The 23,510-nt window shown below is 50.7% G+C and carries 22 protein-coding genes; 20 read left to right on the forward strand and 2 right to left on the reverse strand.

Annotation, left to right across the window (positions count from 1 at the left end):
- The first annotated feature begins 134 nt into the window (after positions 1-134).
- From QSV34_RS12965 to QSV34_RS13045, 17 genes are all read left to right on the forward strand, one after another.
- Positions 135-710 (forward strand): hypothetical protein, encoded by a 576-nt coding sequence (locus tag QSV34_RS12965; RefSeq protein ID WP_289155358.1) that lies wholly within the window; start codon positions 135-137, stop codon positions 708-710.
- Entirely contained in the window at positions 707-1,057 is a 351-nt protein-coding gene (locus tag QSV34_RS12970) for a hypothetical protein (RefSeq protein WP_289155360.1), read from the forward strand. Before QSV34_RS12965 ends, QSV34_RS12970 begins: the two co-directional genes overlap by 4 nt.
- A 12-nt stretch (positions 1,058-1,069) precedes the next feature.
- Positions 1,070-1,930, forward strand: coding sequence for a hypothetical protein (locus QSV34_RS12975; RefSeq protein WP_289155361.1), 861 nt, complete (start codon positions 1,070-1,072; stop codon positions 1,928-1,930).
- Positions 1,931-1,938: 8 nt separating this feature from the next.
- On the forward strand, positions 1,939-2,178 hold the full coding sequence (locus QSV34_RS12980) for a hypothetical protein (RefSeq protein ID WP_289155363.1): 240 nt from the start codon (positions 1,939-1,941) through the stop codon (positions 2,176-2,178).
- Between the two features lie 1,093 nt (positions 2,179-3,271).
- Complete coding sequence (locus QSV34_RS12985) at positions 3,272-3,454, forward strand: hypothetical protein (RefSeq protein WP_289155365.1); 183 nt, start codon at positions 3,272-3,274, stop codon at positions 3,452-3,454.
- Positions 3,455-3,679: 225 nt separating this feature from the next.
- Positions 3,680-4,315, forward strand: coding sequence for a dTMP kinase (gene tmk / locus QSV34_RS12990; RefSeq protein WP_289155367.1), 636 nt, complete (start codon positions 3,680-3,682; stop codon positions 4,313-4,315).
- The gene (locus QSV34_RS12995; protein ID WP_289155369.1) at positions 4,308-5,258 is read left to right on the forward strand and encodes a DNA polymerase III subunit delta'; all 951 of its coding nucleotides are present in this window, start codon (positions 4,308-4,310) and stop codon (positions 5,256-5,258) included. Before tmk ends, QSV34_RS12995 begins: the two co-directional genes overlap by 8 nt.
- A gap of 122 nt (positions 5,259-5,380) precedes the next feature.
- Positions 5,381-5,734: a PilZ domain-containing protein gene (locus QSV34_RS13000; protein ID WP_289155371.1), complete on the forward strand. Its 354-nt coding sequence runs from the start codon at positions 5,381-5,383 to the stop codon at positions 5,732-5,734.
- Between the two features lie 47 nt (positions 5,735-5,781).
- Complete coding sequence (locus tag QSV34_RS13005) at positions 5,782-6,561, forward strand: TatD family hydrolase (protein ID WP_289155373.1); 780 nt, start codon at positions 5,782-5,784, stop codon at positions 6,559-6,561.
- A gap of 106 nt (positions 6,562-6,667) precedes the next feature.
- Positions 6,668-7,285, forward strand: a complete 618-nt coding sequence (locus tag QSV34_RS13010) for a dUTP diphosphatase (protein WP_289155374.1) — start codon at positions 6,668-6,670, stop codon at positions 7,283-7,285.
- A 243-nt stretch (positions 7,286-7,528) separates the two neighbouring features.
- A complete protein-coding gene (locus QSV34_RS13015) occupies positions 7,529-8,509 on the forward strand; it encodes a malate dehydrogenase (protein ID WP_289155376.1) in 981 nt (326 codons plus the stop codon).
- Positions 8,510-8,816: 307 nt separating this feature from the next.
- Positions 8,817-9,398: an RNA polymerase sigma factor gene (locus QSV34_RS13020; protein WP_289155378.1), complete on the forward strand. Its 582-nt coding sequence runs from the start codon at positions 8,817-8,819 to the stop codon at positions 9,396-9,398.
- On the forward strand, positions 9,395-10,501 hold the full coding sequence (locus tag QSV34_RS13025; protein ID WP_289155380.1) for a FecR family protein: 1,107 nt from the start codon (positions 9,395-9,397) through the stop codon (positions 10,499-10,501). Before QSV34_RS13020 ends, QSV34_RS13025 begins: the two co-directional genes overlap by 4 nt.
- A gap of 67 nt (positions 10,502-10,568) precedes the next feature.
- Positions 10,569-14,000, forward strand: coding sequence for a TonB-dependent receptor (locus tag QSV34_RS13030; protein ID WP_289155382.1), 3,432 nt, complete (start codon positions 10,569-10,571; stop codon positions 13,998-14,000).
- 28 nt (positions 14,001-14,028) lie between these two features.
- On the forward strand, positions 14,029-15,264 hold the full coding sequence (locus tag QSV34_RS13035) for a M14 family metallopeptidase (RefSeq protein ID WP_289155383.1): 1,236 nt from the start codon (positions 14,029-14,031) through the stop codon (positions 15,262-15,264).
- A 522-nt stretch (positions 15,265-15,786) separates the two neighbouring features.
- Positions 15,787-17,523 (forward strand): gamma-glutamyltransferase, encoded by a 1,737-nt coding sequence (ggt, locus tag QSV34_RS13040; protein ID WP_289155385.1) that lies wholly within the window; start codon positions 15,787-15,789, stop codon positions 17,521-17,523.
- A 30-nt stretch (positions 17,524-17,553) separates the two neighbouring features.
- On the forward strand, positions 17,554-17,937 hold the full coding sequence (locus QSV34_RS13045; protein WP_289155387.1) for a hypothetical protein: 384 nt from the start codon (positions 17,554-17,556) through the stop codon (positions 17,935-17,937).
- Positions 17,938-18,010: 73 nt separating this feature from the next.
- Here QSV34_RS13045 and QSV34_RS13050 read toward each other — a convergent pair whose 3' ends face one another.
- On the reverse strand, positions 18,011-18,784 hold the full coding sequence (locus QSV34_RS13050; protein ID WP_289155389.1) for a hypothetical protein: 774 nt from the start codon (positions 18,782-18,784) through the stop codon (positions 18,011-18,013).
- A 108-nt stretch (positions 18,785-18,892) separates the two neighbouring features.
- Here QSV34_RS13050 and QSV34_RS13055 point away from each other — a divergent pair, with 108 nt between their 5' ends.
- The 3 genes from QSV34_RS13055 (at position 18,893) to QSV34_RS13065 (ending at position 22,750) form a co-directional block, all read left to right on the forward strand.
- On the forward strand, positions 18,893-19,336 hold the full coding sequence (locus QSV34_RS13055; protein ID WP_289155391.1) for a hypothetical protein: 444 nt from the start codon (positions 18,893-18,895) through the stop codon (positions 19,334-19,336).
- A gap of 268 nt (positions 19,337-19,604) precedes the next feature.
- Complete coding sequence (locus tag QSV34_RS13060) at positions 19,605-20,693, forward strand: PQQ-dependent sugar dehydrogenase (protein WP_289155393.1); 1,089 nt, start codon at positions 19,605-19,607, stop codon at positions 20,691-20,693.
- Entirely contained in the window at positions 20,693-22,750 is a 2,058-nt protein-coding gene (locus QSV34_RS13065) for a TonB-dependent receptor (protein WP_289155395.1), read from the forward strand. The genes QSV34_RS13060 and QSV34_RS13065 overlap by 1 nt, the downstream gene beginning before the upstream one ends.
- A 2-nt stretch (positions 22,751-22,752) precedes the next feature.
- On the opposite strand, the gene folE is transcribed toward QSV34_RS13065, so the two are convergent.
- Complete coding sequence (gene folE / locus QSV34_RS13070; protein WP_289155397.1) at positions 22,753-23,292, reverse strand: GTP cyclohydrolase I FolE; 540 nt, start codon at positions 23,290-23,292, stop codon at positions 22,753-22,755.
- Between the last annotated feature and the right edge of the window lie 218 nt (positions 23,293-23,510).

Raw genomic sequence — 23,510 nt, forward strand, 5'->3', positions numbered from 1 at the left:
TATTGAATATGAAACTAACTATTTTTTCTTAAATTAAGTGGATTCCTCTACAAAGTAGAAAGATGGTATATATTGGACTACGCTTTTATCAGTTAATCCTGAAACTTTTCTCTTTCTATTACAGGGATGTTAATTTGAACCTAAACTGGCAGTACTGGGATATCCTTTCTTTTCCTTTGTTTTTCTCAAAGGCAATTTCTTTTGTCTGCTGCTGTCTGCTGCTTATTCCCCTGGCTGGATGCTCTGTAAATGGTGTAGGACTTCCGGTTCGCCAGTTATGTTTTGAAGAGTCCAACGAAACTGCGTTTGCGAAAGTCGTGCGCACACATTCGAAAGGAATTCACATAGAAACTCGTGAGTCGCTGGGTATTTATTTTGGCGTGTATGATCGCGAGCTCATTTACCCTGCTATTAAACAGAACGGCGAAAGCTGTGTTTCTGCTGCTTTATTACCTGTTGATAGCTCTCCAAAATCGAATGCGACTACGGTCTACCACGATGATCCTGTACAAATATTCACAAAAGCCTATGGGGCTGGCTTGAGTTTTTCCAAGTATGAAGTGACAGGGGCGATCGGTATATCTCATAGACGTGTGGTTGTCGTCCCCATGGAAAGTGACTTCTCGATGTTTTACGACAATACAGGCGGGGTTTTCAGGCATCCTGCCTGTTCAATAATATGGTCTGACGTAAAAAGGAGTAAACAATGAAAGTGATTAAAATATTATGCACGGTTGCAGCAGTTGGTTCTATAGCTGGTTGTGCGAGTAAGAATCTTATTTATGTTCAGGACGCTTCTTTAGGTTTTACATTCGGAATAGGCCCTGAAGGTACACAAAAATTTTCTCTGGGTTATGACAGGGATGTGTATTCTGTAGTGCCTAAAAAGGGGAAAGGCGAGGAAGCTATGTCGCTTTTTTCAATAAATAGCGTCGAAATTGATGGTTTGGATGATATGAAAATAACGGAGTTTGTCGCAGGAGGGGATCCAGCCAAGACATTGGCGGAAGACCCGGATGCGGTAAACGCACTGAGGACGAAGGTGTACGGGAAATAAAGGAGAAGTACGATGAAGAAAATTACTTATATTGCCACTTCTATCGCAGCAGCGTTGTCACTCGCAGGTTGCACAAATGCCATAACCTACCATCATTCTGAGCGCAATAGTATTGCGTTAGAGTCGAAACAGACAGATCCTCAGCAGCCTATCCAGGGTGTGATTGGTGTGAAAACTCGAACTGTGGTGGTTACTCCGGCATTAGGGGAAGCTGACAAAGATAATTCCAATAGCAATGCTGATGTTAATCCTGGAGAGTCTGCAAGTGTTATTCATGATTTTTCCCTGGAAAGAGAGCCTGGTGGTTTTCTGAAATTCGGCAAAACTATAATCCAGAGTGCCTTCATTACCGGTGATGCAGCCACAATTGCTCCTCCTGCCTCTGCTGCAGCGCTTGGTGGTTGGGCTACTGCTAAAGTGGGCAGTGACGAATCGACGACTAGAAAGTTGATATTGGGTGAGATTTATATCCATTTGCAAACCTTGGATGCTCAAAAAGACAAAGTTGCTACTGAGCACCTTAAAAGGCTGGATAGCCTTTCCAAACTGCTGCCGGACATATCAGGCAATAAATACTATCAAGAGTCACCAGCAGATAATCTGTCAGATTCAGTGACTGTTCCGACGTTCACCAATGACTTTCAAGGTGTAATAAATCACCTTTCTTTTTTGCAAGGGCGTATAGCTGATATCAAGAAAATGGAAGATAACCGAAAATTTACCTTCAATGGGAATGAAATCAATGTGGCAACTTTGAAAGGGATTCTCGATGACAAAAAGCGAATCCAAGGAGAAATTGATGAATTCGAAAAAATCATAGGAAGCAGTGCTGTAATAGACAGAGCTGCCCTTTATGTGATTAAGGATATTTAGGAGGCAGCATGATAGAGGAAGTAGATATCGAAGTTTGGGGTGATTTTGAAGAGTCTGAATCAGACAGCCAAAAAGTACTTATCTTTCCGGATTCATCTACCATTAATCGACCTGTGAATGTCCCCGTGGATTTATCCAGGGCATTGCAGGTTACTGCTCAATGGCTCTTTATGAATGGATATGGAGTCGTTGCTGCCAAACGCAATGATAATAATACGGCATGGTTGGCTTTGTGCGATTCTAGCTGATTTACGCTTTTGGGTGAGTATTGTCTTAGAGGCTTTTCAATTTGTGATTTAAGGACCCTTTAGTTAGGGTAACTTCTGCCAGTATTTTCCGGTGAAGAATTGAGCTTATAGCAGTTTCTTACCATCTTGACCTGTGTTTGGTGAGCGAAATTCGACAAGTGAAAGATGGCAACAGAAAATTATGGGATAGGTGATAGCCAATAGCAGTAAATACCGTGCTGAGGGCTATGTATAACCAGAGAGCAGATATGAGTCTTGGTTAATGGGAAGTCGCTGAAGAAAATAAGCATGGATAAACCCCAAAGTAGAGCTCACTCAGAGGTTTATCCATAGAGGGCCATGTACCAAAAGTTGTATTGTATGTTGTTGATCATTTTTTTCACCTTAAAACCAATCCCTGATTATTCTTCCCGTAGAGTAGAGTACGTTACAAACGCCAAGTCCTTTTACGTACCTGTGAATCCGGGAAAAGGGATTTACAGAGCAACTCTGTAGGCAAGTAATATTTCCGCATTTAGCGCACTTGTCCTCAGGTTGATCACTTTTTCCGTGTTTACTGCAATTGACTTCTCCGCATTTGGTTCCATCCTTTAAGCGATAATTGCAGACGGCGAAAGGTGACTTCTTTTTAGGGTTTGATCGAGAGCTTTTAGTTTTTGTCGACATCGCGTCCTCCAGCTTGGGGTAGGTGGGCTAAATGGGTAAATGTCTTCGAGAGATGTAATCTCCATATTCACTGAACTTGAGTCTGGAATAGTTCGAGGCAGCCGGAATCCGTTAGGGCTTGTTCGTCTACATAGGCTTTGCCGGTGATTCACCGTGCACAAGTAAATGGGATTTTCTTGAGTTTTCATGGTTGGATTTCTCCTGTTAATTTAAATGAAGTAGCCGAAGCTACACTTGCAACGTAGTTGGTAAAGCGAAACCTGACAATCAAAATCGTGGGATGAAAGGAGGCATTAGAACGAGCGTTTCGTAATGGGGTTTTTGATACTTTTGGTAACAACTGAAAAAGTTTCAGGTGAAAAATGGAGGTTTTGTGGAGGCGCAGACAGGCTTTGAAATAGATGGTTTTTTAAGGTAGGCGACTGAAATGCCAATAGAAATTATTCTAAGCCAAAGACAGTTGGCTGCGGTTTGTTCAAAGCCGAGTGGCGACACTAAGAGCAAAAAAGACCCCGAAATTATCAAGGTTTTTTCAACCTGTCACGCCCTTTTTTTGACTTTGCATCCACGCCCCTACCTGATGAGGGTGGCAAAATTATTTGAACTATAAAGTTAGCACTCAGTTACTTGATCAGATTGGGTGTCTGTTATGAATGTGGGGCAAGTTCGAAGAGCGTGGCCTAACACACTAAAGAGTGGCAACGGCTAACTGGCTAGTGCAGATCAGTACTAATCCAGGTCTTCCTGACAGACTATCAGCAGATAACCTATAATCGCGCCTTCTGACGGGCACATTGCCTGCATCCTGATATTCCAATCATCGCTTGAGGGCCAAATGCGAGGCAAATTTATAACCCTTGAAGGTACCGAAGGGGTGGGTAAAACCACCAACATGGCCTTTATCCAGCAGTGGCTGACAGACCAATGCATTGATTTTGTCACAACCCGCGAGCCCGGTGGTACGCCGTTAGCGGAAGATATCCGCCATTTGCTGCTGACCCACAGAGATGAGGCGGTGGATGAAACCGCAGAATTGTTACTGATGTTTGCCGCCCGTTCCCAGCATATTGCCCAAGTGATTGAGCCAGCCTTGGCGGCGGGCAAGTGGGTGCTGTGTGACCGCTTTACCGACGCCACTTATGCCTACCAGGGCGGTGGTCGTGGCCAGAGCACTGAACACATCGCCCAGTTGGAGCAGTTGGTTCAGGGGGATTTGCGCCCGGATTTGACCTTGCTGTTGGACTTGCCGGTTGATGTGGGTTTGCAGCGGGCTCGCAAACGCAGTGATCCGGATCGCTTTGAGGCGGAGCGCCAGCAGTTCTTTACACGGGTTCGCGATGCTTATCTGGAGCGTGCCCGCCAGCAGCCCAAGCGCTGCCAGGTGGTGGATGCCTCATTGCCACTGGAGCAGGTTCAAGGTCAGATCGACACGGCTCTACAGCAGTTTATCGCCGAGGCAAACCATGACTGATGCTACCCCACAAACACTCGCCATGCCTTACCCCTGGCAAGGGGAGTTGTGGGACGACATTGTCCAGCAGCATAAACAGCTGCGCTTGCCCCATGCCTTGTTGCTCACTGGCCCCGCCGAGGTGGGCAAATCCCAGTTCGCTCGTGCCTTGGCACAGCGGATAATCTGCCGAGAGCCAGTGGGTGGCTACGCCTGCGGAACCTGTAAAAGCTGCAAGCTGATTGCCGCCGAGAGCTTTCCGGATTTAAAGCGGGTGACCCCTGAAGAAGAAGGCAAGGCTATCAAAATCGATCAGATTCGTAAGCTCTGCGACTTTATGGCGAAAACCGCCCAGCAGGGGGGCTGGAAGGTGGCGCTGATCGAGCCCGCCGAGGCGATGAACGTCAATGCTGCCAATGCGCTGCTGAAAACCCTTGAAGAGCCAACAGATAATACCTTGCTGATTCTGGTTTGCCACCAGCTTTCGCGGGTGCCAGCAACCATCCGCAGCCGTTGTCAGATGCTCAGTTACCCAGTGCCGGATCAGGGCGCCAGTCGCGACTGGCTGGCGCGGGTCAGCAGCGGTGACAAAAATCCGGAATGGCTGCTGCAGCAAGCCGGTGGCCGCCCCTTGCAGGCACTTAAGCTGGTGGAAAGCGACCTGCTGGAGCAGAGAGAGAATTTTTACCAGCTGTTGGAACAACTAACAGAGCACAGCCTGTCGGCGGTGGTGGCAGCAGAAAAGTGCTACCGTCAGCCCGCTCAGGAACGCCTCGATTGGTTAATGCTGCGTGTGCAAGATGCAATCCGCAGTCAGCCCGGCGCAGCCAGTACCCGCACCTGGTTCCAACTGCTGGATCGTGTTTCGGCGGCGCGGCGGGAATTAGAGAGTGCCAGTAATCCCAACCTGCAGCTGTTGTGGGAGTCGTTACTGATGGATTGGCAGGTCATGACAGCCCGTTAAGCGCTTCACAAGGGGTTGGCAAATCGGTATTCGCATTGCCACTGATCGGCCCATGGCGTACTATCCCTGCAAACGGCCAATTTCAATGATAACAAGCAGATAGTAAGAAGAAAGTATCATCTATGGACGCGTTAGGCGGCGGTGTACGCAACGGCATTCTCAATCTCAAACTTTCCAGCCAGGAAGAGCTGTACGCTTCCTATATGCCTTTTATCTCCAACGGCGGCCTGTTTGTGCCCAGCAAGCAGGAGTATTTGCTGGGTGATGAGGTGTTCGTGTTACTGCAATTGATGGACGAGCCGGAAAAAATCCCCATCACCGGCAAGGTGGTGTGGCTATCTCCCAAAGGCCTGGGTGGCCAGCGCAAGCAGGGCATTGGCATTCAATTAGACGAAGCCAATATTGAGCTGCTGGGCAAAATCGAGGCCTATCTGGCGGGGCTTCTGCAGAGCGCTGAACACACCCACACCATGTAGTTGCTTGGTAACACTCTTCCCTTTACTTCGGTTTCTCCTTGGGCGCCATGCTTGTCGATTCTCACTGCCATCTCGATCACCTCAAATGCGATCACTACGCCGGTGGGCTGGATGAGCTATTGGCCAGTGCTCGAAATTGCGGTGTACAGCAGTTTCTCAGTGTGGCGGTGAATCTGGATTCAGCCCAAACCATCCAGAAGCTGGCGGAACAACACGACGATATTGTGACTTCAGTGGGTGTGCATCCACTGCAGCAGGATTTGCCGCCATTGCCGCAGGTGAGCGAACTCACTGAACTTGCCCGGCACCCCAAGGTGGTGGCCATTGGTGAAACTGGTTTAGATAACCACTACAGCAGCGAAACCGCCGACTGGCAGCTGGAGAGCTTTAAACGCCATCTGCAAGCGGCCAGTGATGTTGGCAAGCCGGTGATTGTTCACACTCGCGAGGCGCGCCAGCAAACCCTGCAATGCATTGAGCAATACGGTGGCAAGGCTGGCGGTGTATTGCACTGCTTTACAGAAACAGAAGATATGGCCCGCAGCGCGATCGATATGGGCTATTACATCTCTTTTTCCGGCATTATCACCTTTCGCAATGCCACAGAGCTGAGGGATGTGGTCAAGGCGTTGCCACTGGAAAGAATGCTGGTGGAAACCGACTCCCCCTGGCTGGCGCCGGTGCCGTATCGGGGCAAGCAAAACGAGCCGCGCTATGTGGTGGAGGTAGCTCGCTGTGTTGCTGAGATTAAGGGTGTTAGTGAAGAAGCGGTGATTCGTCAAACTGGTGAAAATTTCCAGAAGTTATTTTGCACCTCGTCATCCTGAGGCCACGCAGTGGCCGTGAGGATCTCACAGCTTTCAAACTCTGAGATCCTCACGCCGCTGCGCGGCTCAGGATGACAGTTCCATAAATAAATACCAAGAGGCATCTATGCAACAACAAATTCTCACCATGCTGGAACTGCAAGACGGCATGAACAGCAAGGTTCACAGCGACTGGCGCGAGCGCGGCTTTGAATGGTACCGAGCCATCTGGATCGAGTGCGGTGAGCTGATGGACCACTACGGCTGGAAGTGGTGGAAGCACCAGCAGCCGGATGTGGACCAAGTGAAGCTGGAACTGGTGGATATCTGGCATTTTGGCCTGAGTATTCTGCTGCTGGAAGGCCATTCTAGCGAGCAAATTGCCGCCAAGGTGGAGACTGAATTAAGCGGGCAGGGCGGTGATTTCCGCGTTGATCTGGAAGCCTTTACCCAAACAACCCTGGAAACCAAGGGCTTTGATATACCCGGTTTTGCCTGCCTGATGGCTGGCGTTGGTATGAACTTCGATGAACTTTATGTGCGCTACGTGGGCAAGAACGTGCTCAACTTTTTCCGCCAGGATCACGGCTACAAGGACGGCAGTTATATCAAGGTCTGGAACGGCCGTGAAGACAATGAGCATCTGGTAGAAGCGGTGGCTGAGCTGGATACCGGCAGCGCAGACTTTAAAGATCAGCTGTACGCTGCTCTGGAATCTCGTTATCCAGGCATTCCATCATCCTGAGGAGCTATCCCCATTTCGTCATCCTGAGGAGCGTAGCGACGTGAGGATCTCAAAATTTGAAAGCTGCGAGATCCTCACGGCCACTCCGTGGCCTCAGGATGACAAGAATAAAGTTAGACGCGGCTCAGGATGACAATACAAACCCTTAATGGGCATTCAGATATACCCGCCGATCCCGTATAATCCGGCGGTTTTTTCCATTACATAACACATACTCAATCTATCTACATTCGGAGAGTCCACGTGAAAGCACCTGTACGCGTTGCCGTGACTGGCGCAGCCGGTCAAATCAGTTACTCCCTGCTGTTTCGTATCGCCGCTGGCGATATGTTGGGCAAGGACCAACCCGTTATTCTGCAAATGCTGGAAATTACCCCGGCCCTGGACGCCCTCAAGGGTGTTGCCATGGAGCTGGAAGATTGTGCCTTCCCGCTGTTGCAGGGCATGGTGCAAACCGATGATCCCAACGTGGCTTTCAAAGATGCTGACTACGCACTGCTGGTAGGCGCTCGCCCCCGTGGTCCCGGTATGGAGCGCAAAGATTTGCTGGAAGCCAATGCGGCGATTTTCTCCGTGCAGGGCAAGGCGCTGAACGACCACGCGTCTCGCGATGTGAAAGTGCTGGTAGTGGGCAACCCCGCCAACACCAACGCACTGATTGCTCAGCGCAACGCCCCGGATCTGGACCCGCGCAACTTTACCGCCATGATGCGCCTGGACCACAACCGCGCTATGTCTCAACTGGCCAATAAGCTGGGTGTACACAGCAGCGACATCACCAAGATGACCGTGTGGGGCAACCACTCCGCCACTCAATACCCGGATCTGCACACTGCCATCGTCAATGACAAGGTAGCTGTGGAACAGGTTGAGCAGGACTGGTACGAAAACGACTTTATTCCCACCGTACAACAGCGCGGCGCCGCCATTATCAACGCCCGTGGTGCATCCTCTGCTGCCTCTGCGGCCAATGCAGCCATCGACCATATTCGCAGCTGGGCACTGGGCACCGCTGATGGCGACTGGGTGAGCATGGGCATCTACAGCGACGGTTCCTACGGCATCGACGCCGGCTTGATTTACTCTTACCCCTGCGTCTGCAAAGACGGTGATTGGCAAATTGTTCAGGGCCTGGAGGTGAATGACTTCTCCAGAGGCCGTATGGAAGCCACCGAGCAGGAGCTGAAGGAAGAGCGCGACGCCGTTGCCCACCTGCTGCCGTAACTCCCAGAGCCGGCTAAAAACTGCCTCTGGGCAGTTTAAAGTACTGACAAACCCTGGCATTTTTGCCGGGGTTTGTTGTTTCTGATGTTGCAGAAACAGGCAGGTTATCTACCTTGTTGATTCTATTGCTGTTTTTTTTGAAATGGCTGGAGAGGAGCTGATTGATTGAATGGCTGGAAGTTTTTTGGGTGGATATTTACGGTTTTTGCGGGTTGAGTTGTTTTATATTTTGGGGAAGTGGTTTTACCTCCCAAATGACTATTGAGTCACCGTATTGGTGAATGCCAGAAAAAGAGGGTCTGGTACCTTGAGCAGAAAAAGTCTTTCTACCATGTCGAGTTTTTTTATAGAACACAGTCCGTTCTTGAAGAAATTCCTGGCCAAATTCTTGACGTCTGAACACGATATTGAAGACGTTGCCCAAGAAGCCTATTTGAAGGCTTATTGCGCAGAAAAAGACCGTGGTGCAATTGAACATCCAAAGGCCTTTTTATTTACCATCGCCAAAAACCTGGCCCTGAATGAGCTCAACAAGAAAAGCCGCCAGATGACTAAATATCTGGAAGATTGCGAGCAATTGGTGGAGTTGGACAAGAACCAAACACCTGATGACCAAGTTGAAGCTGCAGAGACCCTTGGCATTTATTGCGAGGCGATTGCAAACCTTCCTGAAAAGACCCGCCGTGTGTATTTGATGAGAAAGGTTCATGGCTTGCCCCATAAGGAGATTGCCCGGCGGCTGGCGATATCATTGAGCTCGGTAGAAAAACACCTTAGATCAGGCGTACTAAGTTGCAGAGACCACATAGATTCAAGACAGATGCAGATTGACACGAAAACAGATTCTTCCGGCCATCACCTGGCTGCAACCAAGGAGGTGGGCAAATGAGTAAATCGCCTTTAAAAGCCCATTCTGCCGTTTCTGAGCAAGCGGCGGCGTGGTTGATAAAAATGGATGGTGACAAGCCTTTAAGTAAAAAGGAGATGAAGGAGCTTGGGGAATGGTTACATCGCAGCCCGATACATCGCAGTGAGCTGGAAAGCTTGTGTGCACTGTGGAGTGACAATGTACTAACCGAGCTGATGTTGCCCCTTAGCCAATACGATGCCTCTGCTGAAGAGCCTGCTGCCGAGGAAAAAGGTTTTTTTAAGCGGCCCTCTGTGCGCTGGGGGGCGATGGCAGCCTGTGCTTTGTGCATTTGTGCATTGCTATTTCTGAACTTTTTACCCAACAAGGAATTAGGTGATGGCAATGGCATCTACAGCACAAGCATTGGTGAGCAAAAAACACTCTCATTGCCAGATGGCTCAACGATACTGCTGAATACCAACAGCAAGCTTGAGGTTAGCTATGCAGAAAGTCACCGCAATATCTACTTGCTGACAGGCGAAGCCTACTTTGACGTAGCCAAGAATCCTGCCAGACCGTTTCGTGTCTACGCAGGGGGCGGACGTATCCAAGCGATTGGCACGGCTTTTTCGGTTCACGTTCAGAAAAGCGATGTGAGTGTGATGGTTTCTGAAGGCAGTGTGGCATTTGCACCATTGCAACAGGCTCTGGCTGACGCTGATGATGTTAAAGGCGACGCCAAAAGAAAGACGGGTGATCGCGAACCGACTGTTGTGGGCAGCGGTAATGTTCTCAGTGCTGGGGAGTCTGGAACAATAGCGTTGCCGTCACAGCAGCCCAATAGTGAAGCTAAAGTGACCAAAAAGACTATCCCTTCAAGCGAACTGTTTCGCAAGCATTCCTGGCGCAATGGTTACTTGACATTCTCAGGGGAGAGTTTGGAAGAAGCCATGCAGGAGGTAAGCCGCTATACCACCATGTCGATCGAAATCAGTGAACCGGAAGTGGCCAGCATTCCCATCGGTGGGCGCTTCAAGTTTAACGAGATGGAAAAAATGTTCGACATTCTGGAGCAAGGCTTTGGCGTTAATGTCCATCGAGTTAGCGAGAACAAGGTTCAACTCTCTTCCATCAAGGAGTAATTGAAATATTTGAAAAGAATTTTTACGGCTTTTTGAACTTGATTTGTTATATCCCCGAGGGGTTGCCATGCAGTTTTGGCTAACGTTTTTGTGCAATGGTTGCGGGTTTCTAACCTTACGCAATCGTTGGCACCACTGCGTCAGATATTTAAGCGCGGTGTGCCTGCTGTTGAGTGCCTGTGCCCATGCAGCCAGTCATTCAGATGGCCAAAAACTTTATGAGATCGATATTCCTGAACTTAATGCGGCAGAAGCGCTGAATATTTTTGCCGAGCAAACGGACATTGTATTACTTTTTCCCTATGAAAAAGCCAAGCAGTGTCAAGCGAACAAGGTCAGGGGTCGATTTACCTTGGGGCAAGGGCTCGATGTATTGCTCAAAGGCTCCGGGCTGAAGGGCAATCTCTCTGAAAACGGTACAGTGACTATTTCACTGGCTACTCAGAATCAAACCGTAGAGGGGAGAAAAGAAATGCCTAAAAAGAAAAAGTTGAGTTTAGGTGTTCTCGCAGCAATCAGCTCACTGTTTGCTGTTTCAGCGAATGCTGAAGAAGATAAGTCTGAAGACTCAGGCATTGATGAAGAAATTGTGGCAGTTGGTTCCCAGATTAAGGGCGCCAACATTGAAGGCGCACTGCCGGTTACCGTTCTCGGTCAGGAAGATATAACCCTGACAGGTGCATCCACTGGTGATGAACTACTGCGCTCCATTCCTCAGATAGGTGAAGTGGCCTTCAGTAGCGAGCGTTCAGTGGGTGGTGTAAACGATGCTCGTGGCGATGTGGGCTCCATTAACCTTCGTGGTTTGGGCACAGGTAATACGTTGACACTGCTCAATGGTCGTCGCTTGGTATTGCACCCAGGTACACAAACAGAAAACTTTGTGCCGGTTACCACTGTGAACTCAAATACACTGCCGGTTCGTGGTTTGCAGCGAGTTGAAGTGTTGCGTGATGGTGCTGCGGCTATTTACGGTACAGATGCCGTAGCCGGTGTGATTAACTACTTGCTTGATGATGATTACGATGGTTCTCAACTGAGTGTACGTTATGGCACTTCCCAGGGGACGGGTCTTAACGAGGTATCTCTAAACGGCATTACGGGCCTTGAGTTTAACGACGGCAGAACAAAAGTCACTCTGTCTGGCAGCTACTTTGACCGTAAGGGCTTGCAAGCCAGTGAAAGACCGTATTCTGCTTCCAGCGACTTGCGGCCACTGCTAGAAGGCACGGGCAGTCCATTTGAGGGTGATACAGACTTCAGGGGGACCAGTACAGATTCCCCGTTTGGTGAGTTTCAGGCGCCAATTGATGTAGATATTGTTGGCCCAGACGGTGTAAACCGCAGTTTGACGACATCATCTCGTCGCTTCCACACGCAGCCTCTTGGTAATTCCGGTTGTATCGCCGGTACGGAAGGCTTTAATCCCGAAAACCCTGGCGTGTGTCTTGACAATGGTATTCTGTCTACTACCAGTAGCGATGAGAATTTGCGCTCAGATCGCAACAGAGTTCGTTCATTAACCTCTGATGTCGAACGCCTCAACATCTTCGCTTTTGTGAATCATGAATTTGAAAGCGGCCACGAATTTTTTGGTGAAGCCTCTTACTACCAGGCCGAGACGTTGCGTATTCGTGAGCAGGCCGGGGTATTGGGCAGCCAGGAATTTGATATTAATGCCAATGCATACTGGAATCCGCTGGGGCCGACAACGTTGGCCGACGGTGTAACCCCTAATCCAAATCGATTGGCAGGTATCGATGCGCCTGCTGAAGGCCTTGGTTTGCGGGTTCGGGACTTCCGGGCAATCGATACAGGCTTGCGCAATATCGAAGTGGAAAATGACAGTTATCGACTGCTGGGTGGTATACGTGGTTCGCGAGGCGATTGGGACTGGGAATCTGCGATTGTTTACTCAGAGTTTGAAGTGGAAGATGTGGCTAAAAACCGCATCAGCCTGACACTGCTTCGCGATCAAATTAATTTAACAACCCCTGATGCCTACAACCCTTTCCTGGGCGGGGACTTATCCGATCCCTCCAACCCCATTAACCCCGGTTCAAACGTCAATTCGCAGGCAGCCCTTGATGCAATACGTATTGATGTAACGCGTAAAAGCAGAACAACACTGGCTTTGTGGGACTATAAACTGTCTAACGCCAGTTTGTTTTCGTTGCCTGCCGGCGATGTAGGCCTGGCGACAGGTGTGGAAGTACGTCGTGAGACGTACCGCGATGATCGTGATGATCGCCTCGATGGAACCATTACCTTTGAGCGTACAGAAGGTGATGCCAGCACTGAAATCGGCACTGATGTGGTGGGTTCCAGTGGTACTCCTGACAGCAGCGGTGATCGCCGGGTCATTTCTGCCTATGCAGAATTTCTGGTGCCTATTCTGGCAGACCTGCCGCTGATTCAGCGTCTGGATGCACAGATTGCGGTTCGCTACGAGGACTTTGACGACGTGGGCTCTACAACCAAGCCAAAATTTGCCCTTTCTTGGCAGCTGGTTGATTGGTTCAAAATTCGCACTGCGTATTCGGAAGGATTCCGTGCCCCCAACATTCCTCAGATTGTAGAGCAGGGGGTTTCTCGGGTGAATACTCGTACCGATGTTGTACGTGATGAACGACAAGGCACAGAAGAGGTTCGTTCAGGCAGTACCAGCTTGCAACCAGAAGATGATGAAAACATCGCTGTTGGTTTCGTTTTTACCCCGCTCAATGATCTGACATTTACCTTGGACTGGTGGAAAATTGAACAGGAAGGTGTCGTCGGTATCCTTGGCGGGCAAAATCAGTTGTTGTTTGACTCACTTCTGCGCGCACAGGGGTCTTTTAACCCCAATGTGATTCGACAGCCTGATGAAGCCGACGGTACTCCCGGTGAAGTGATTCGAGTTCTGGATTCGTACTCCAACCTTTCACCAAGAAGCATCGAAGGTGCGGATGTATCTCTGGAGTACTCTTTGGATACAGACCTGGGTGACTTTACGTTCAAGCTGAACGCTGCACGATTGATTGAGTTCACCCAAGAACCCGATGCTATTTCTGCACAACTGCTTGCCGCTCAAGAGTCTGGCCTTATCAGCCCTGTTACCGGTGAGGCCGCCGTGCCAGTAACGCTGAATGTTGGTAATGCGGGAGATTTGCGTCGCGAAAATGGCCGCCCGGATTGGCGTGGCAGTGTGTCTTTGAGATGGCGTAAAGATGAGTGGGGTGCCGGCATATTCACAAGTTATGTCGATGATGTTGTAGATACCTCTGCAACCCTTAGCGACGGCACTCTGTTCCCTGTGGGTAGCTTCCTGCGAACCAACGTTAACCTGGATTACCGCTTCCAGGATGGCGCTTTGGATGGCACTCGCGTCAGGCTGGGCGTGCGTAATATCGCTGATCGTGAGCCGCCTCTGGCGGATAACGCGTTTGGTTATTTTAGCTCGCTGCATTCAAACCGCGGTCGTTACCTGTATCTCGATCTTAGCAAGCGTTTCAACTAATTCGCCTTGTACTTAAGTAGGGGGAGCTTTGCTCCCCCTGTTTTTATCCCGAGTTTTATTGTCTTTGATGGAGGGTTATATGCTGCATCCAGGCAGGTTTCTTGTATTTGTTATTTTTCTATTACCTATAGCTGGTTTTGCGCAAAGTAACAATGAGCGGGCAACATCAGTTAATGTGGCATGCGAGTTTGATGGCGTCAGCTTCGACGCTAACTTCGAAACAGGGCGCCTGAATGGCTGCCGCAAACTGGGCAAAAAAAACTACGAGCTCATTATCAAGCCAGAATCCCTGCCTGCCCACAACAGCCCGTGGTATGCGTTTCGGGTTGTTTCTGAAACAAAACAAAGAATAACCGTGCGCCTCACCTACACGGAAAAATCACATCGCTATCACCCAAAAACCAGTACGGATAAAAGGCAGTGGACTCCCTTGCCTAAAAAGTCTGTCAAAGAATTGAAGGATGGCAAACAGATTCGTATGAGGCTGGCTGTTGGCCCTGAGCCCACCTACGTCGCTGGTCAGGAAATTTTAGATAACAACTTCCATACCCACGTGGAAAATGTATTGGCGAAAAAACCTTATCTTACAAAAACTGAGATAGGTAAATCTGAGCAGGGCAGGCCCATTTACAAGCTGGAAAGTAACACATCAAAGAGCAGTGATTATCTGGTCATCGTCGGTCGTCAGCACCCAGCTGAGGTAACAGGTGCACTGGGCATGATGTTCTTTGTCAATACACTGCTGGCAGATACTCCTGTGGCGAAGCAGTTCAGGGAAAAGATAAACCTGCTGATTGTGTTTAATCTCAATCCAGACGGGGTTGCCTTGGGTCACTGGCGAAAAAACACCAACGGCATAGACCTTAATCGTGACTGGGGGCCGTTTAAACAGGCAGAAACCAGCGCTATTGGTAAACAACTTGCCCGTTTCAAGAATACTGACAAAGAGCGCATCCGTTTTTTTGTGGACTTTCACTCCACAACAAGGGATATCTTTTACACGTTGCCAGACGATCTGCCGGGCAACCCTGCCGAGTTTATTAATACATGGCTCGACAATATTCAGGGCCGCATGCCCGATTACAAGCTGCGCCGCAGGCCAGGATACAACCCCAAAACCTACGTTTCCAAAAACTACATCTACAAACACCATGGTGCACCGGCAGTTACCTATGAATTTGGTGACAATACCAGTCGACAGCTTATTCGCGCCCAGGCGACGGTGGGCGCGGAGGAGCTTATGAAAATGCTGATTGGTTCATAGTAGTTGGCGAGTAGGCTTTCGGCCCAGTGGTTGAAAAAAGCCCCACTCGCACTCTGTCGAATGGGGCATTTACGGCCACCAGGGCGGTGGCCTGGGGTAGGCATGTCATTTAAAGGAGCACTATAAAGGCTAGCGCCTTTTTCCATGAGCTGCCGAGTTTCCGCTGAACGGTTGTTGCTAGGGCCTGTTCACACTGATTGAAACATCACTGCTGGGAGCCATTTTTTTGCCCAGCAAGGCAGAAGGAGTGCCGTGTGGTTATTCCACATAAGCGACTGATAACGCAGCTGGGCGGGAAAATGGCCCCAGCCCTTTGGGTTGCGCTAAAAAAGCGCCACTCGGTGTTGCTCGTCGCTACTCCCCATTATGGAGAGGGGAATGACCAAACCACTCTCCTCGCGCCTAGATTGGCGCTTTTTTAGTCACAACAGTGGCGATTCAATTAGTGTGAACAGGCCCTAATGCACTCCCCAGTACAGCTCACTATTGCTATGATGCCCGCAATCAGAGGAGATTACGCCCATGTTGCGCCGCTATTTGGCTCGTGTTTTTGCCGTACTGATCGCCAGCTGTCATTTGCAAGCGGCAGAAACGGAACCTGAAGCCCCAATTCTTGATCTCGGTGCCAGAGTGCATCCGGAAATTGGTGAGGCGGGCATGGTCATCGCGCGGGATGCGGTCGCCAGCCAGGTGGGAGCGGACATCCTCGCCCAGGGTGGTAACGCGGTGGATGCGGCAGTGGCCACTGGCTTTGCGCTTGCGGTTACTTTTCCTCAGGCGGGTAATATCGGTGGCGGCGGTTTTATGTTGCTGCATTTGGCAGAAGAAAACCGCACCATTGCTCTGGATTACCGGGAGTTGTCTCCGGCAGCGGCCCATCGGGAGATGTTCTGGAATCAGGAGGGTGGTGTAGACGGTGAGCGGGCTCGCGGCAGCCATCAGTCCGCCGGAGTGCCTGGCACCGTTGCAGGGCTGGTTCATGCCCAGCAAAAATACGGTTCGCTGCCACTGAAGAAGGTGCTGGCGCCAGCCATTGAATTGGCTGACAAAGGTTTTACCGTCGGCTACCCATTGGCGTTTTCCCTGCAGCGCCGGGGTGCGCGCCTGAAAGAAAACCCGGCAGCGGCGAGTTATTACTTCAAACCCGATGGCAGCGGTTATCAGCCTGGCGACAAGTTAGTGCAGAAAGACCTTGCCTGGACGTTGACGCAAATCGCTGAGAAAGGCGCTGACGGCTTCTACAAAGGCGAAGTAGCCAAGCGTATTGTGGCGGAAATGGAGCGGGGAAATGGCCTGATTACCTTGGACGATCTGGCCCAGTACCAGGTGGTAGAACGCCAGCCAGTCACCGGCACCTATCGAGGCTACCAGGTGGTATCCATGCCACCGCCATCATCCGGCGGCGTACACCTTATCCAGATGCTCAATATGCTGGAAGGCTTTGATGTACAGCAGATGGGCCACAACAGCGCCTATTACATCCACACCCTGACGGAAGTCATGCGTCGGGCTTATGCGGATCGCAGCAAATACCTGGGCGACCCGGATTTTTTCCAGGTGCCGGTGGATCAGCTGATCGACAAAAACTACGCGGAGCAATTGCGCAAAACCATCGACCCGGTACGGGCGACTCCTTCGCTGGAAGTATCGCCGTCCCTGCCGCAGGTGGAGGAAAGCCCGCAAACCACCCATTACACCGTGTGGGACAAGCAGGGCAATGTGGTGAGCAATACCTACACCCTGAACTTTTCCTACGGCAGCGGCATCGCCGTGCCGGGAACAGGCTTTTTGCTCAACAACGAGATGGATGATTTCTCTGCCAAGCCGGGGCAACCCAATGCCTATGGCTTGGTGGGTGGAGAGGCCAATGCCATCGAGCCGCGCAAGCGCCCGCTGTCATCCATGACACCCACCATGGTGTTCAAGGATGGCAAACCCTGGATGGCTACCGGCAGCCCCGGAGGTAGCGCTATTATCAATGTGGTGTTGCAGACCATTCTCAATACGGTGGATTTTGATATGAGCGTGGCGGAAGCGGCAATTGCACCGCGTATTCACCATCAGTGGTTGCCGGATCGTCTGCGCCTGGAAAAGGGCATCAGCCCCGATACCCAGCTTCTGTTGGTGCGTCAGGGCCACCACCTTAACTCCGGCCGCTGGATGCCGGGGCGTACCAGTACTATCGTGTTTGAAAATGGCCGTTGGTACGGCTACTGCGATCCTCGCTGGCCCGGCGGTGCGGCAATTGGGGTGAAGTAAGAATTAGACCTTTTCAGGGAGGAAATAAAAATGAGCAAGAAAGCAATACAGGAAAACAATGGTTTAACTTTTTGGGTGCGGTTTCCGTTATCACTTGTTTTTGCGGTAGCTCTTATTTTTCTATTCGAATACCTGTGTGAAAAAATTCAGCCTCAGGGATATAAGAATGGCTTTATTGAGGGTGTTAGAAGCGCGGGCGTATGGGTTTTGCTGTATTGGGGGCTCGGTTTTCACAAACATAAGATAATTATTGAAACCTCAACTCCACCCAGTGAGGTTGGCCGAGTCCAGATTATTAAACAGCAAGTAAGCCTGACAGAAGAGGAATTAAAAATCAGCGAAAATATTCGTCGCTATAAAGAACAGCAACGCATAAGAAAGGCGAACAGACGCTGGTGGGAGTTTTGGATATAAAGTTGCTGGCCAGAGAGTAGGGTGGATTAGTTGCAAAGCAACGTAATCCACCCCGTGATCATGAAGAAGCCAGTTATTTTTTCTCCTGTTCCATGGATAGCTCTGGCAGATGCATGTAGATGGTGTAGCTGCTGCTCTTGAAGTTACTGTCGAAATCATCAAACATTTTGTCGACTTTTTCTTCCGACTTCATGTGCTTGATGGCTGCCTCGCGGAAGCTGACTTTGGGCGGTTCCATGGCGGCAAAGTTTTCGTAGGGGAATACCAGCATCAACACTTCTGGCCCGGTTACTGAGTAAGACCAACCCCAGCTTCTGTCCCATTTCATGTCTTTTGCCATTTTGCTGATGGCCGCTACGGATTTGCTGGCTCTGGAGTCGGCTTTCAGTTTGAACTTCTGCACCCCGACAAACTTGTAGCCTGTTTCGCTGTTTTTCCAGTTGCCATTTTCGTGGTCGATGCGGCTGTATTGGTGTTGATAGTTAGCCACGTAAGGGTCGACATTTTTGTTCCAGTGCTCGGAAATTTTGCTTTTCTCACCCCAGGCACTGTAGGCGTCACGATCTGCCCAGTTAAAACAGCAGTAGCGAATTATATAGTGGTTCAATGATTCCCCAGTGTGTGGCACGTATATTTGCCAGGCCCGTGGGTCGCCGGCTTTTTTGCGTGCCTTCATATGGTCAGTAAAGGCTTTTTCAAATTCGTCCTGCATACCGTCTTTAACGGTAACTACCCAGCTTTCTGCCAGTGATGGCGGTTTTTTATCTTCTGCTTGCAAAGCCAGTGGCGTCAGAAATAAAGCAACTAATGGCCAGAACAGATATTTTCTTTTTATAAAGATTTTCATGTTTTAATCCTCTAGTTGAAACACCAGCAAGCATAGACACTAAATAGTGCCGTTGCCGGCAAATCACGCTAAAGGTTGAGTTTGTATGCTACCTAAGGATTTCTGCTGATGACCTTCCGGGTAAAGGCATTTCTGGCATTTTTGGCTGCTGTGGCAGTTACACAGATAGTTGCCAGTATTATTGCATCGCAATTTATACTGGCCGGGTTGGTTGATATGGGCGTGCCAGTGCCATTGGCGACACGGTTGCAAGTAACGGCTACGGATATCTGGCGCAGTGCGCCACTTTATTGGCTTTTGATTGTTCCTTCGTTGTTACTGTCCATGCTGGTCTTTCGCAGTATTAAAAAGCACTTTAACGATAGTATTTGTACACTGTTGTTTGCCCTTTGTTGTGGCATTCTGCTGTGGCTAGTAAATACTTTGCTTAACAACCTGCTTGGGGTTTCCCTGATTGCCGGTTTTCGGGGTTGGGGTGTACTGGGTTTGATTGTTGCGGGAACTTTCGGTGGCTGGTGCTATCGGTTATTAGGGCCTGCTCACACTAATTGAATCGCCACTGTTGTGACTAAAAAAGCGCCAATCAAGGCGCGAGGAGTGTGGTTTGGTCATTCCAAATGATCGACGAGCAACACCGAGTGGCGCTTTTTTAGCCGCAACCCGAAGGGCTGGGGCCATTTTTCCGCCCAGCTGCGTTATCAGTCGCTTATGTAGAATGACTACACGGCACTCCTTCTGCCTTGCTGGGCAAAAAAATGGCTCCCAGCAGTGATGATTCAATTAGTGTGAGCAGGCCCCAGTTAAAAAAGAGGGTAAACAGATGACTTTGTTGGTGAGGTTTGTACTTTGTCTGCTTTTTTCCAGTGCTGCCTGGGCACAGTATCAGGTGGAAACGGTCGCTGAAGAATTGAACTACCCCTGGTCCATCGCCTTCTTGCCCGGTGGCGATATGTTGGTCACGGAGCGGGGTGGTCAGTTGCGCATGATTCGCGATGGCAGGCTGCTGTCCCAGTCAATCAGCGGTGTACCCAAAGCCCATGTGCAGGGGCAGGGTGGCATGCTGGATGTACTGCTTGCGGAGGATTTTGAGCAAAGCGGGGTTGTATATCTCTCCTATGCTCACGGCGACAGGAAACGCAAAACCTTGCGCATTGCCAAAGGCAAACTGGTTGGCATGAAGCTCACGGATGTGGAAGTGATTTTTAGCGCTGAACCCTGGCGCGACAGGGCCATTCACTACGGTGGCCGTATGGTCTGGCTGCCCGATGGCACCTTGCTGGCAGCTAATGGCGACGGCGGTAATCACCGCGAGCAGGCGCAAAAGCTGGATAACCACTACGGCAAATCAATTCGCCTGAATCCCGACGGCTCTGTGCCCAAAGACAATCCGTATGTTGGCAAGCCCGACGTGCGCCCGGAGATATGGAGCTACGGTCATCGCAACCCCCAGGCCATTGTCTACGACGCGGATTCGGATTCCGTGTACATGCACGAACATGGCCCCAAAGGTGGGGATGAACTCAACCTGGTTAAGCCTGGCAAAAATTACGGTTGGCCGGCGATTACCTACGGTATTGATTACAACGGCTCAATCATTTCTCCCCACACGGAACTGCCCAATATGGAACAGCCGCTGGTTTACTGGGTGCCCTCCATTGCGCCAGCGGGCATGACGCAATATAAAGGTTCGGCGTTTCCCCAGTGGCAAAACAATCTGTTTGTGGCAGCGCTGAAAGAACAATCTGTGCGCCGCTTGACCCTGGATAAGGGTAAGGTGGTTGATCAGGAAATACTGTTTAAGGAGTTAGGCGCTCGCATTCGCGATGTACGCACCGGCCCGGATGGCTACCTCTATCTGCTAACAGACAGCTCGTCCGGCAAAGTGTTGAGGGTCAAACCGAAAAAATAATGGCCAGCCTTTTCCGTTTATGTCTGGGGGCACTGCTTGTCAGCGGCTGCCCCGCGTTAACTGCTGCTGATGCAGTAAGCAAAAGCGATGTTATCGAAGAAATCAGGGTTTCTGGCAACCGCCTGCCTGTCAGTGCAGTGGGGCAGGCGAAAACGACGCTCGATGTCACTCATAACGCCTCTCTGCGGTTGGATGAACAGCTAAAGCAAGTTCCTGGCATAGGGTTGTTTCGCCGCGCCAACAGCCTGACGGCACATCCTACTACGCAAGGGCTTTCTGCCAGAGGCGTGGGCGCAAACGGTGCGGGCAGGGTGCTGGTCACTCTGGACGGTGTGCCTCTTAACAATCCTTTTGGCGGTTGGGTCTATTGGTCGTCCCTCAATCAGCGGAACATCGCCCAGGTAGATATTTTCAAGGGTGGAAGTGCCAGTGCCTTTGGCCCTCAAGGGCTTGCCGGTACCGTCGCCCTGAGTTCAACGGTTCCGGTGGAAAACGGCGGTCATCTGGCGACTGAATACGGGGCGTTCGACAGCTATTCATTGTCTGCGGGTATTGATCGAGTTGGGCAAAACGGTTACCTGAGCTTGTCTGGCAGACATTTTGACAGTGATGGGCCCTTCTTGTTGTCCCCGGAGCAACGGGGGCCCATTGATATTCGCGCCGCCAGTGACGTGCAAAGCGCCACTGCGCGAGGAGGGTTGCAGTTATCCGATGCCACCCGAGTTGCTGGGTCTGTGCGTTATTTCGATGAACAGCGTGTGAATGGTTTGAGTACCGCCAATAACTCCACGGAAAGCCTGGAAGGCTCTTTTCGTGTATTGCATCAAACGCCAGATAAGCTCAATTGGGAGCTGCTGGGTTACTACCGCAGCACAGATTTCGCCAATGTGTTTGCCAGTGCACGGGATGGCAGAACCACTGAGCGCCCAGTTCTCGATCAATTTGATGTGCCGGGTACCGGCGGTGGTCTGTTGGCCAGGGTTCAGCTCGATGGTTTTGAAGTGGGCATTGAGGGGCGCTACGGCCAAGGGGAAACCAATGAGCGCTTTCGCAACCTGGGGCAAGGCTTTACCCGCCAGCGAATCGCCGGTGGCGAACAGCGCATCGTCGGTGTATTTGCGGATTTTCACAGCGAAGGGGAGTGGGGCGCCTTTAGTATCTCTACCCGGCTGGATCGTTACCGCACGTTTAATGGTCAGCGCAGGGAATTGGATTTGGCTGATGGCGCTGTGTTGCGGCAAGACGGTATTGCCAACCGCAGTGGCAGCGAGTTTTCTGGCCGGGCAGGTCTGCAATACCCGTTAACGGCTGCGGTGACGTTGAATGCCGCTGCTTATCGCAGCTGGCGTTTGCCCACCATTAACGAGTTCTATCGCCCGTTTCGGGTGGTCAACGACATTACCGAAGCCAACCCCAATTTACGGCCAGAGGCTCTTTACGGCGCCGAACTTGGTGTTTCTGCCAGCTTTGGCAATGGGGTACGCGGCAAGGCTACTTACTACCGCAATCGCTTTGACGATGGTGTTGGCAATATCACCATCGGATTTGGCCCCGGCTTTTTTCCACTGGGGGGATTTGTGCCCACTGGTGGCGTACTGCGGCAGCGGGCCAATATTGATCGAATAGATATTGATGGCGTCGAGCTGGAAGGTGAATTCCAACTGAGCGATAGCAGTGAAGTGGTGGTGAGGTACTTGTATACCGACAGTCGTATTAGTCGTTTTGCCGCCAACCCCTTATTGATTGGTCTCCGTCCAGTGCAAACACCGCAGCACTCTGCTTTTGGTTCCGTTCGGCACAGTTTCCCCTGGGGTTGGCTGGCCTTACAGGGGCGCTACAGCGGCAGTCAGTTTGATGACGACCTGAACCAGCGCAAACTGTCGGGTGTGTTCACCACCAATGTGGCGGCGGGATATGAGCTAGCCGACAAGCTAACTCTGTCGTTGGCGGTGGAAAACCTGTTTGACCGCGAAGTGGTTTCCGCCGTCAGTAGCACAGGTTTGCAAACCCTTGCGCAGCAGCGCTTTTGGCGGGTTGGTCTGGAATTGCAGTTCTGAGCCTACCGCAGCAACGACAGGAATTCGGAGCGGGTCATCTGATTGTCCCGGAAAATTCCCAGCATTGTCGAGGTTTTCATCAGGGAGTTCTGCTTCTCTACGCCGCGCATCATCATGCACATGTGTTGTGCTTCGATAATAACCCCCACGCCCAGGGCGCCAGTGACTTCTTCGATGGTCTTGGCAATCTGGGTGGCGAGGTTCTCCTGAATCTGCAGACGACGAGAAAACATGTCCACAATGCGGGCTACTTTGGACAGGCCCAGCACTTTGCCGTCGGGAATGTAAGCCACGTGGCACTTGCCGATAAAGGGCAGCAGGTGGTGCTCGCATAAGGAGTACAGCTCGATATCCTTAACGATCACCATCTCACGGCTTTCACAGGGGAAAAGCGCGTCGTTGACCACTTCCTCCAGGCTTTGCTCGTAACCGTGGGTGAGGAATTCAAACGCCTTGGCGGCCCGCTTGGGAGTATCCTGCAAGCCGGGGCGGCTCAGGTCTTCACCAATGCTTTCGATAATCTTGGCAAATGCGTCTTTCATGGCAATGTCGAGATGGTTAAACGGGGCGGCTAAGGTACGTGAAAGCGCAATTGAGGTAAAGGGGCACTTCTAAAAATAGTGATAGTTTCGTGAGAGCAAGGCGGCAGCGCACGCAGACCCGGAGTGTATAAGACATACATGAGGACTCGAGTACGCTGCCAACGCTGCTATCGCGGAAATAGCGCATTTTTAGGATTGTCCCTAAAGCATTTTTACTG

Source organism: Porticoccus sp. W117 (assembly GCF_030341905.1).
In the GTDB taxonomy this organism is placed as follows: domain Bacteria; phylum Pseudomonadota; class Gammaproteobacteria; order Pseudomonadales; family Porticoccaceae; genus SCSIO-12696.

Excerpts from the sequence above, each read along its gene's own strand:
- tmk (WP_289155367.1), top strand. The coding sequence starts at position 3,680 with ATGCGAGGCAAATTTATAACCCTTGAAGGTACCGAAGGGGTGGGTAAA.
- QSV34_RS13050 (WP_289155389.1), bottom strand. The coding sequence starts at position 18,784 with ATGAAAATCTTTATAAAAAGAAAATATCTGTTCTGGCCATTAGTTGCT.
- QSV34_RS12970 (WP_289155360.1), top strand. The coding sequence starts at position 707 with ATGAAAGTGATTAAAATATTATGCACGGTTGCAGCAGTTGGTTCTATA.
- QSV34_RS13065 (WP_289155395.1), top strand. The coding sequence starts at position 20,693 with ATGGCCAGCCTTTTCCGTTTATGTCTGGGGGCACTGCTTGTCAGCGGC.
- QSV34_RS13055 (WP_289155391.1), top strand. The coding sequence starts at position 18,893 with ATGACCTTCCGGGTAAAGGCATTTCTGGCATTTTTGGCTGCTGTGGCA.
- QSV34_RS13030 (WP_289155382.1), top strand. The coding sequence starts at position 10,569 with ATGCAGTTTTGGCTAACGTTTTTGTGCAATGGTTGCGGGTTTCTAACC.
- ggt (WP_289155385.1), top strand. The coding sequence starts at position 15,787 with ATGTTGCGCCGCTATTTGGCTCGTGTTTTTGCCGTACTGATCGCCAGC.
- QSV34_RS13045 (WP_289155387.1), top strand. The coding sequence starts at position 17,554 with ATGAGCAAGAAAGCAATACAGGAAAACAATGGTTTAACTTTTTGGGTG.
- QSV34_RS13010 (WP_289155374.1), top strand. The coding sequence starts at position 6,668 with ATGCAACAACAAATTCTCACCATGCTGGAACTGCAAGACGGCATGAAC.
- folE (WP_289155397.1), bottom strand. The coding sequence starts at position 23,292 with ATGAAAGACGCATTTGCCAAGATTATCGAAAGCATTGGTGAAGACCTG.
- QSV34_RS12975 (WP_289155361.1), top strand. The coding sequence starts at position 1,070 with ATGAAGAAAATTACTTATATTGCCACTTCTATCGCAGCAGCGTTGTCA.
- QSV34_RS13000 (WP_289155371.1), top strand. The coding sequence starts at position 5,381 with ATGGACGCGTTAGGCGGCGGTGTACGCAACGGCATTCTCAATCTCAAA.
- QSV34_RS13025 (WP_289155380.1), top strand. The coding sequence starts at position 9,395 with ATGAGTAAATCGCCTTTAAAAGCCCATTCTGCCGTTTCTGAGCAAGCG.
- QSV34_RS12985 (WP_289155365.1), top strand. The coding sequence starts at position 3,272 with ATGCCAATAGAAATTATTCTAAGCCAAAGACAGTTGGCTGCGGTTTGT.
- QSV34_RS12995 (WP_289155369.1), top strand. The coding sequence starts at position 4,308 with ATGACTGATGCTACCCCACAAACACTCGCCATGCCTTACCCCTGGCAA.
- QSV34_RS13005 (WP_289155373.1), top strand. The coding sequence starts at position 5,782 with ATGCTTGTCGATTCTCACTGCCATCTCGATCACCTCAAATGCGATCAC.
- QSV34_RS13060 (WP_289155393.1), top strand. The coding sequence starts at position 19,605 with ATGACTTTGTTGGTGAGGTTTGTACTTTGTCTGCTTTTTTCCAGTGCT.
- QSV34_RS12980 (WP_289155363.1), top strand. The coding sequence starts at position 1,939 with ATGATAGAGGAAGTAGATATCGAAGTTTGGGGTGATTTTGAAGAGTCT.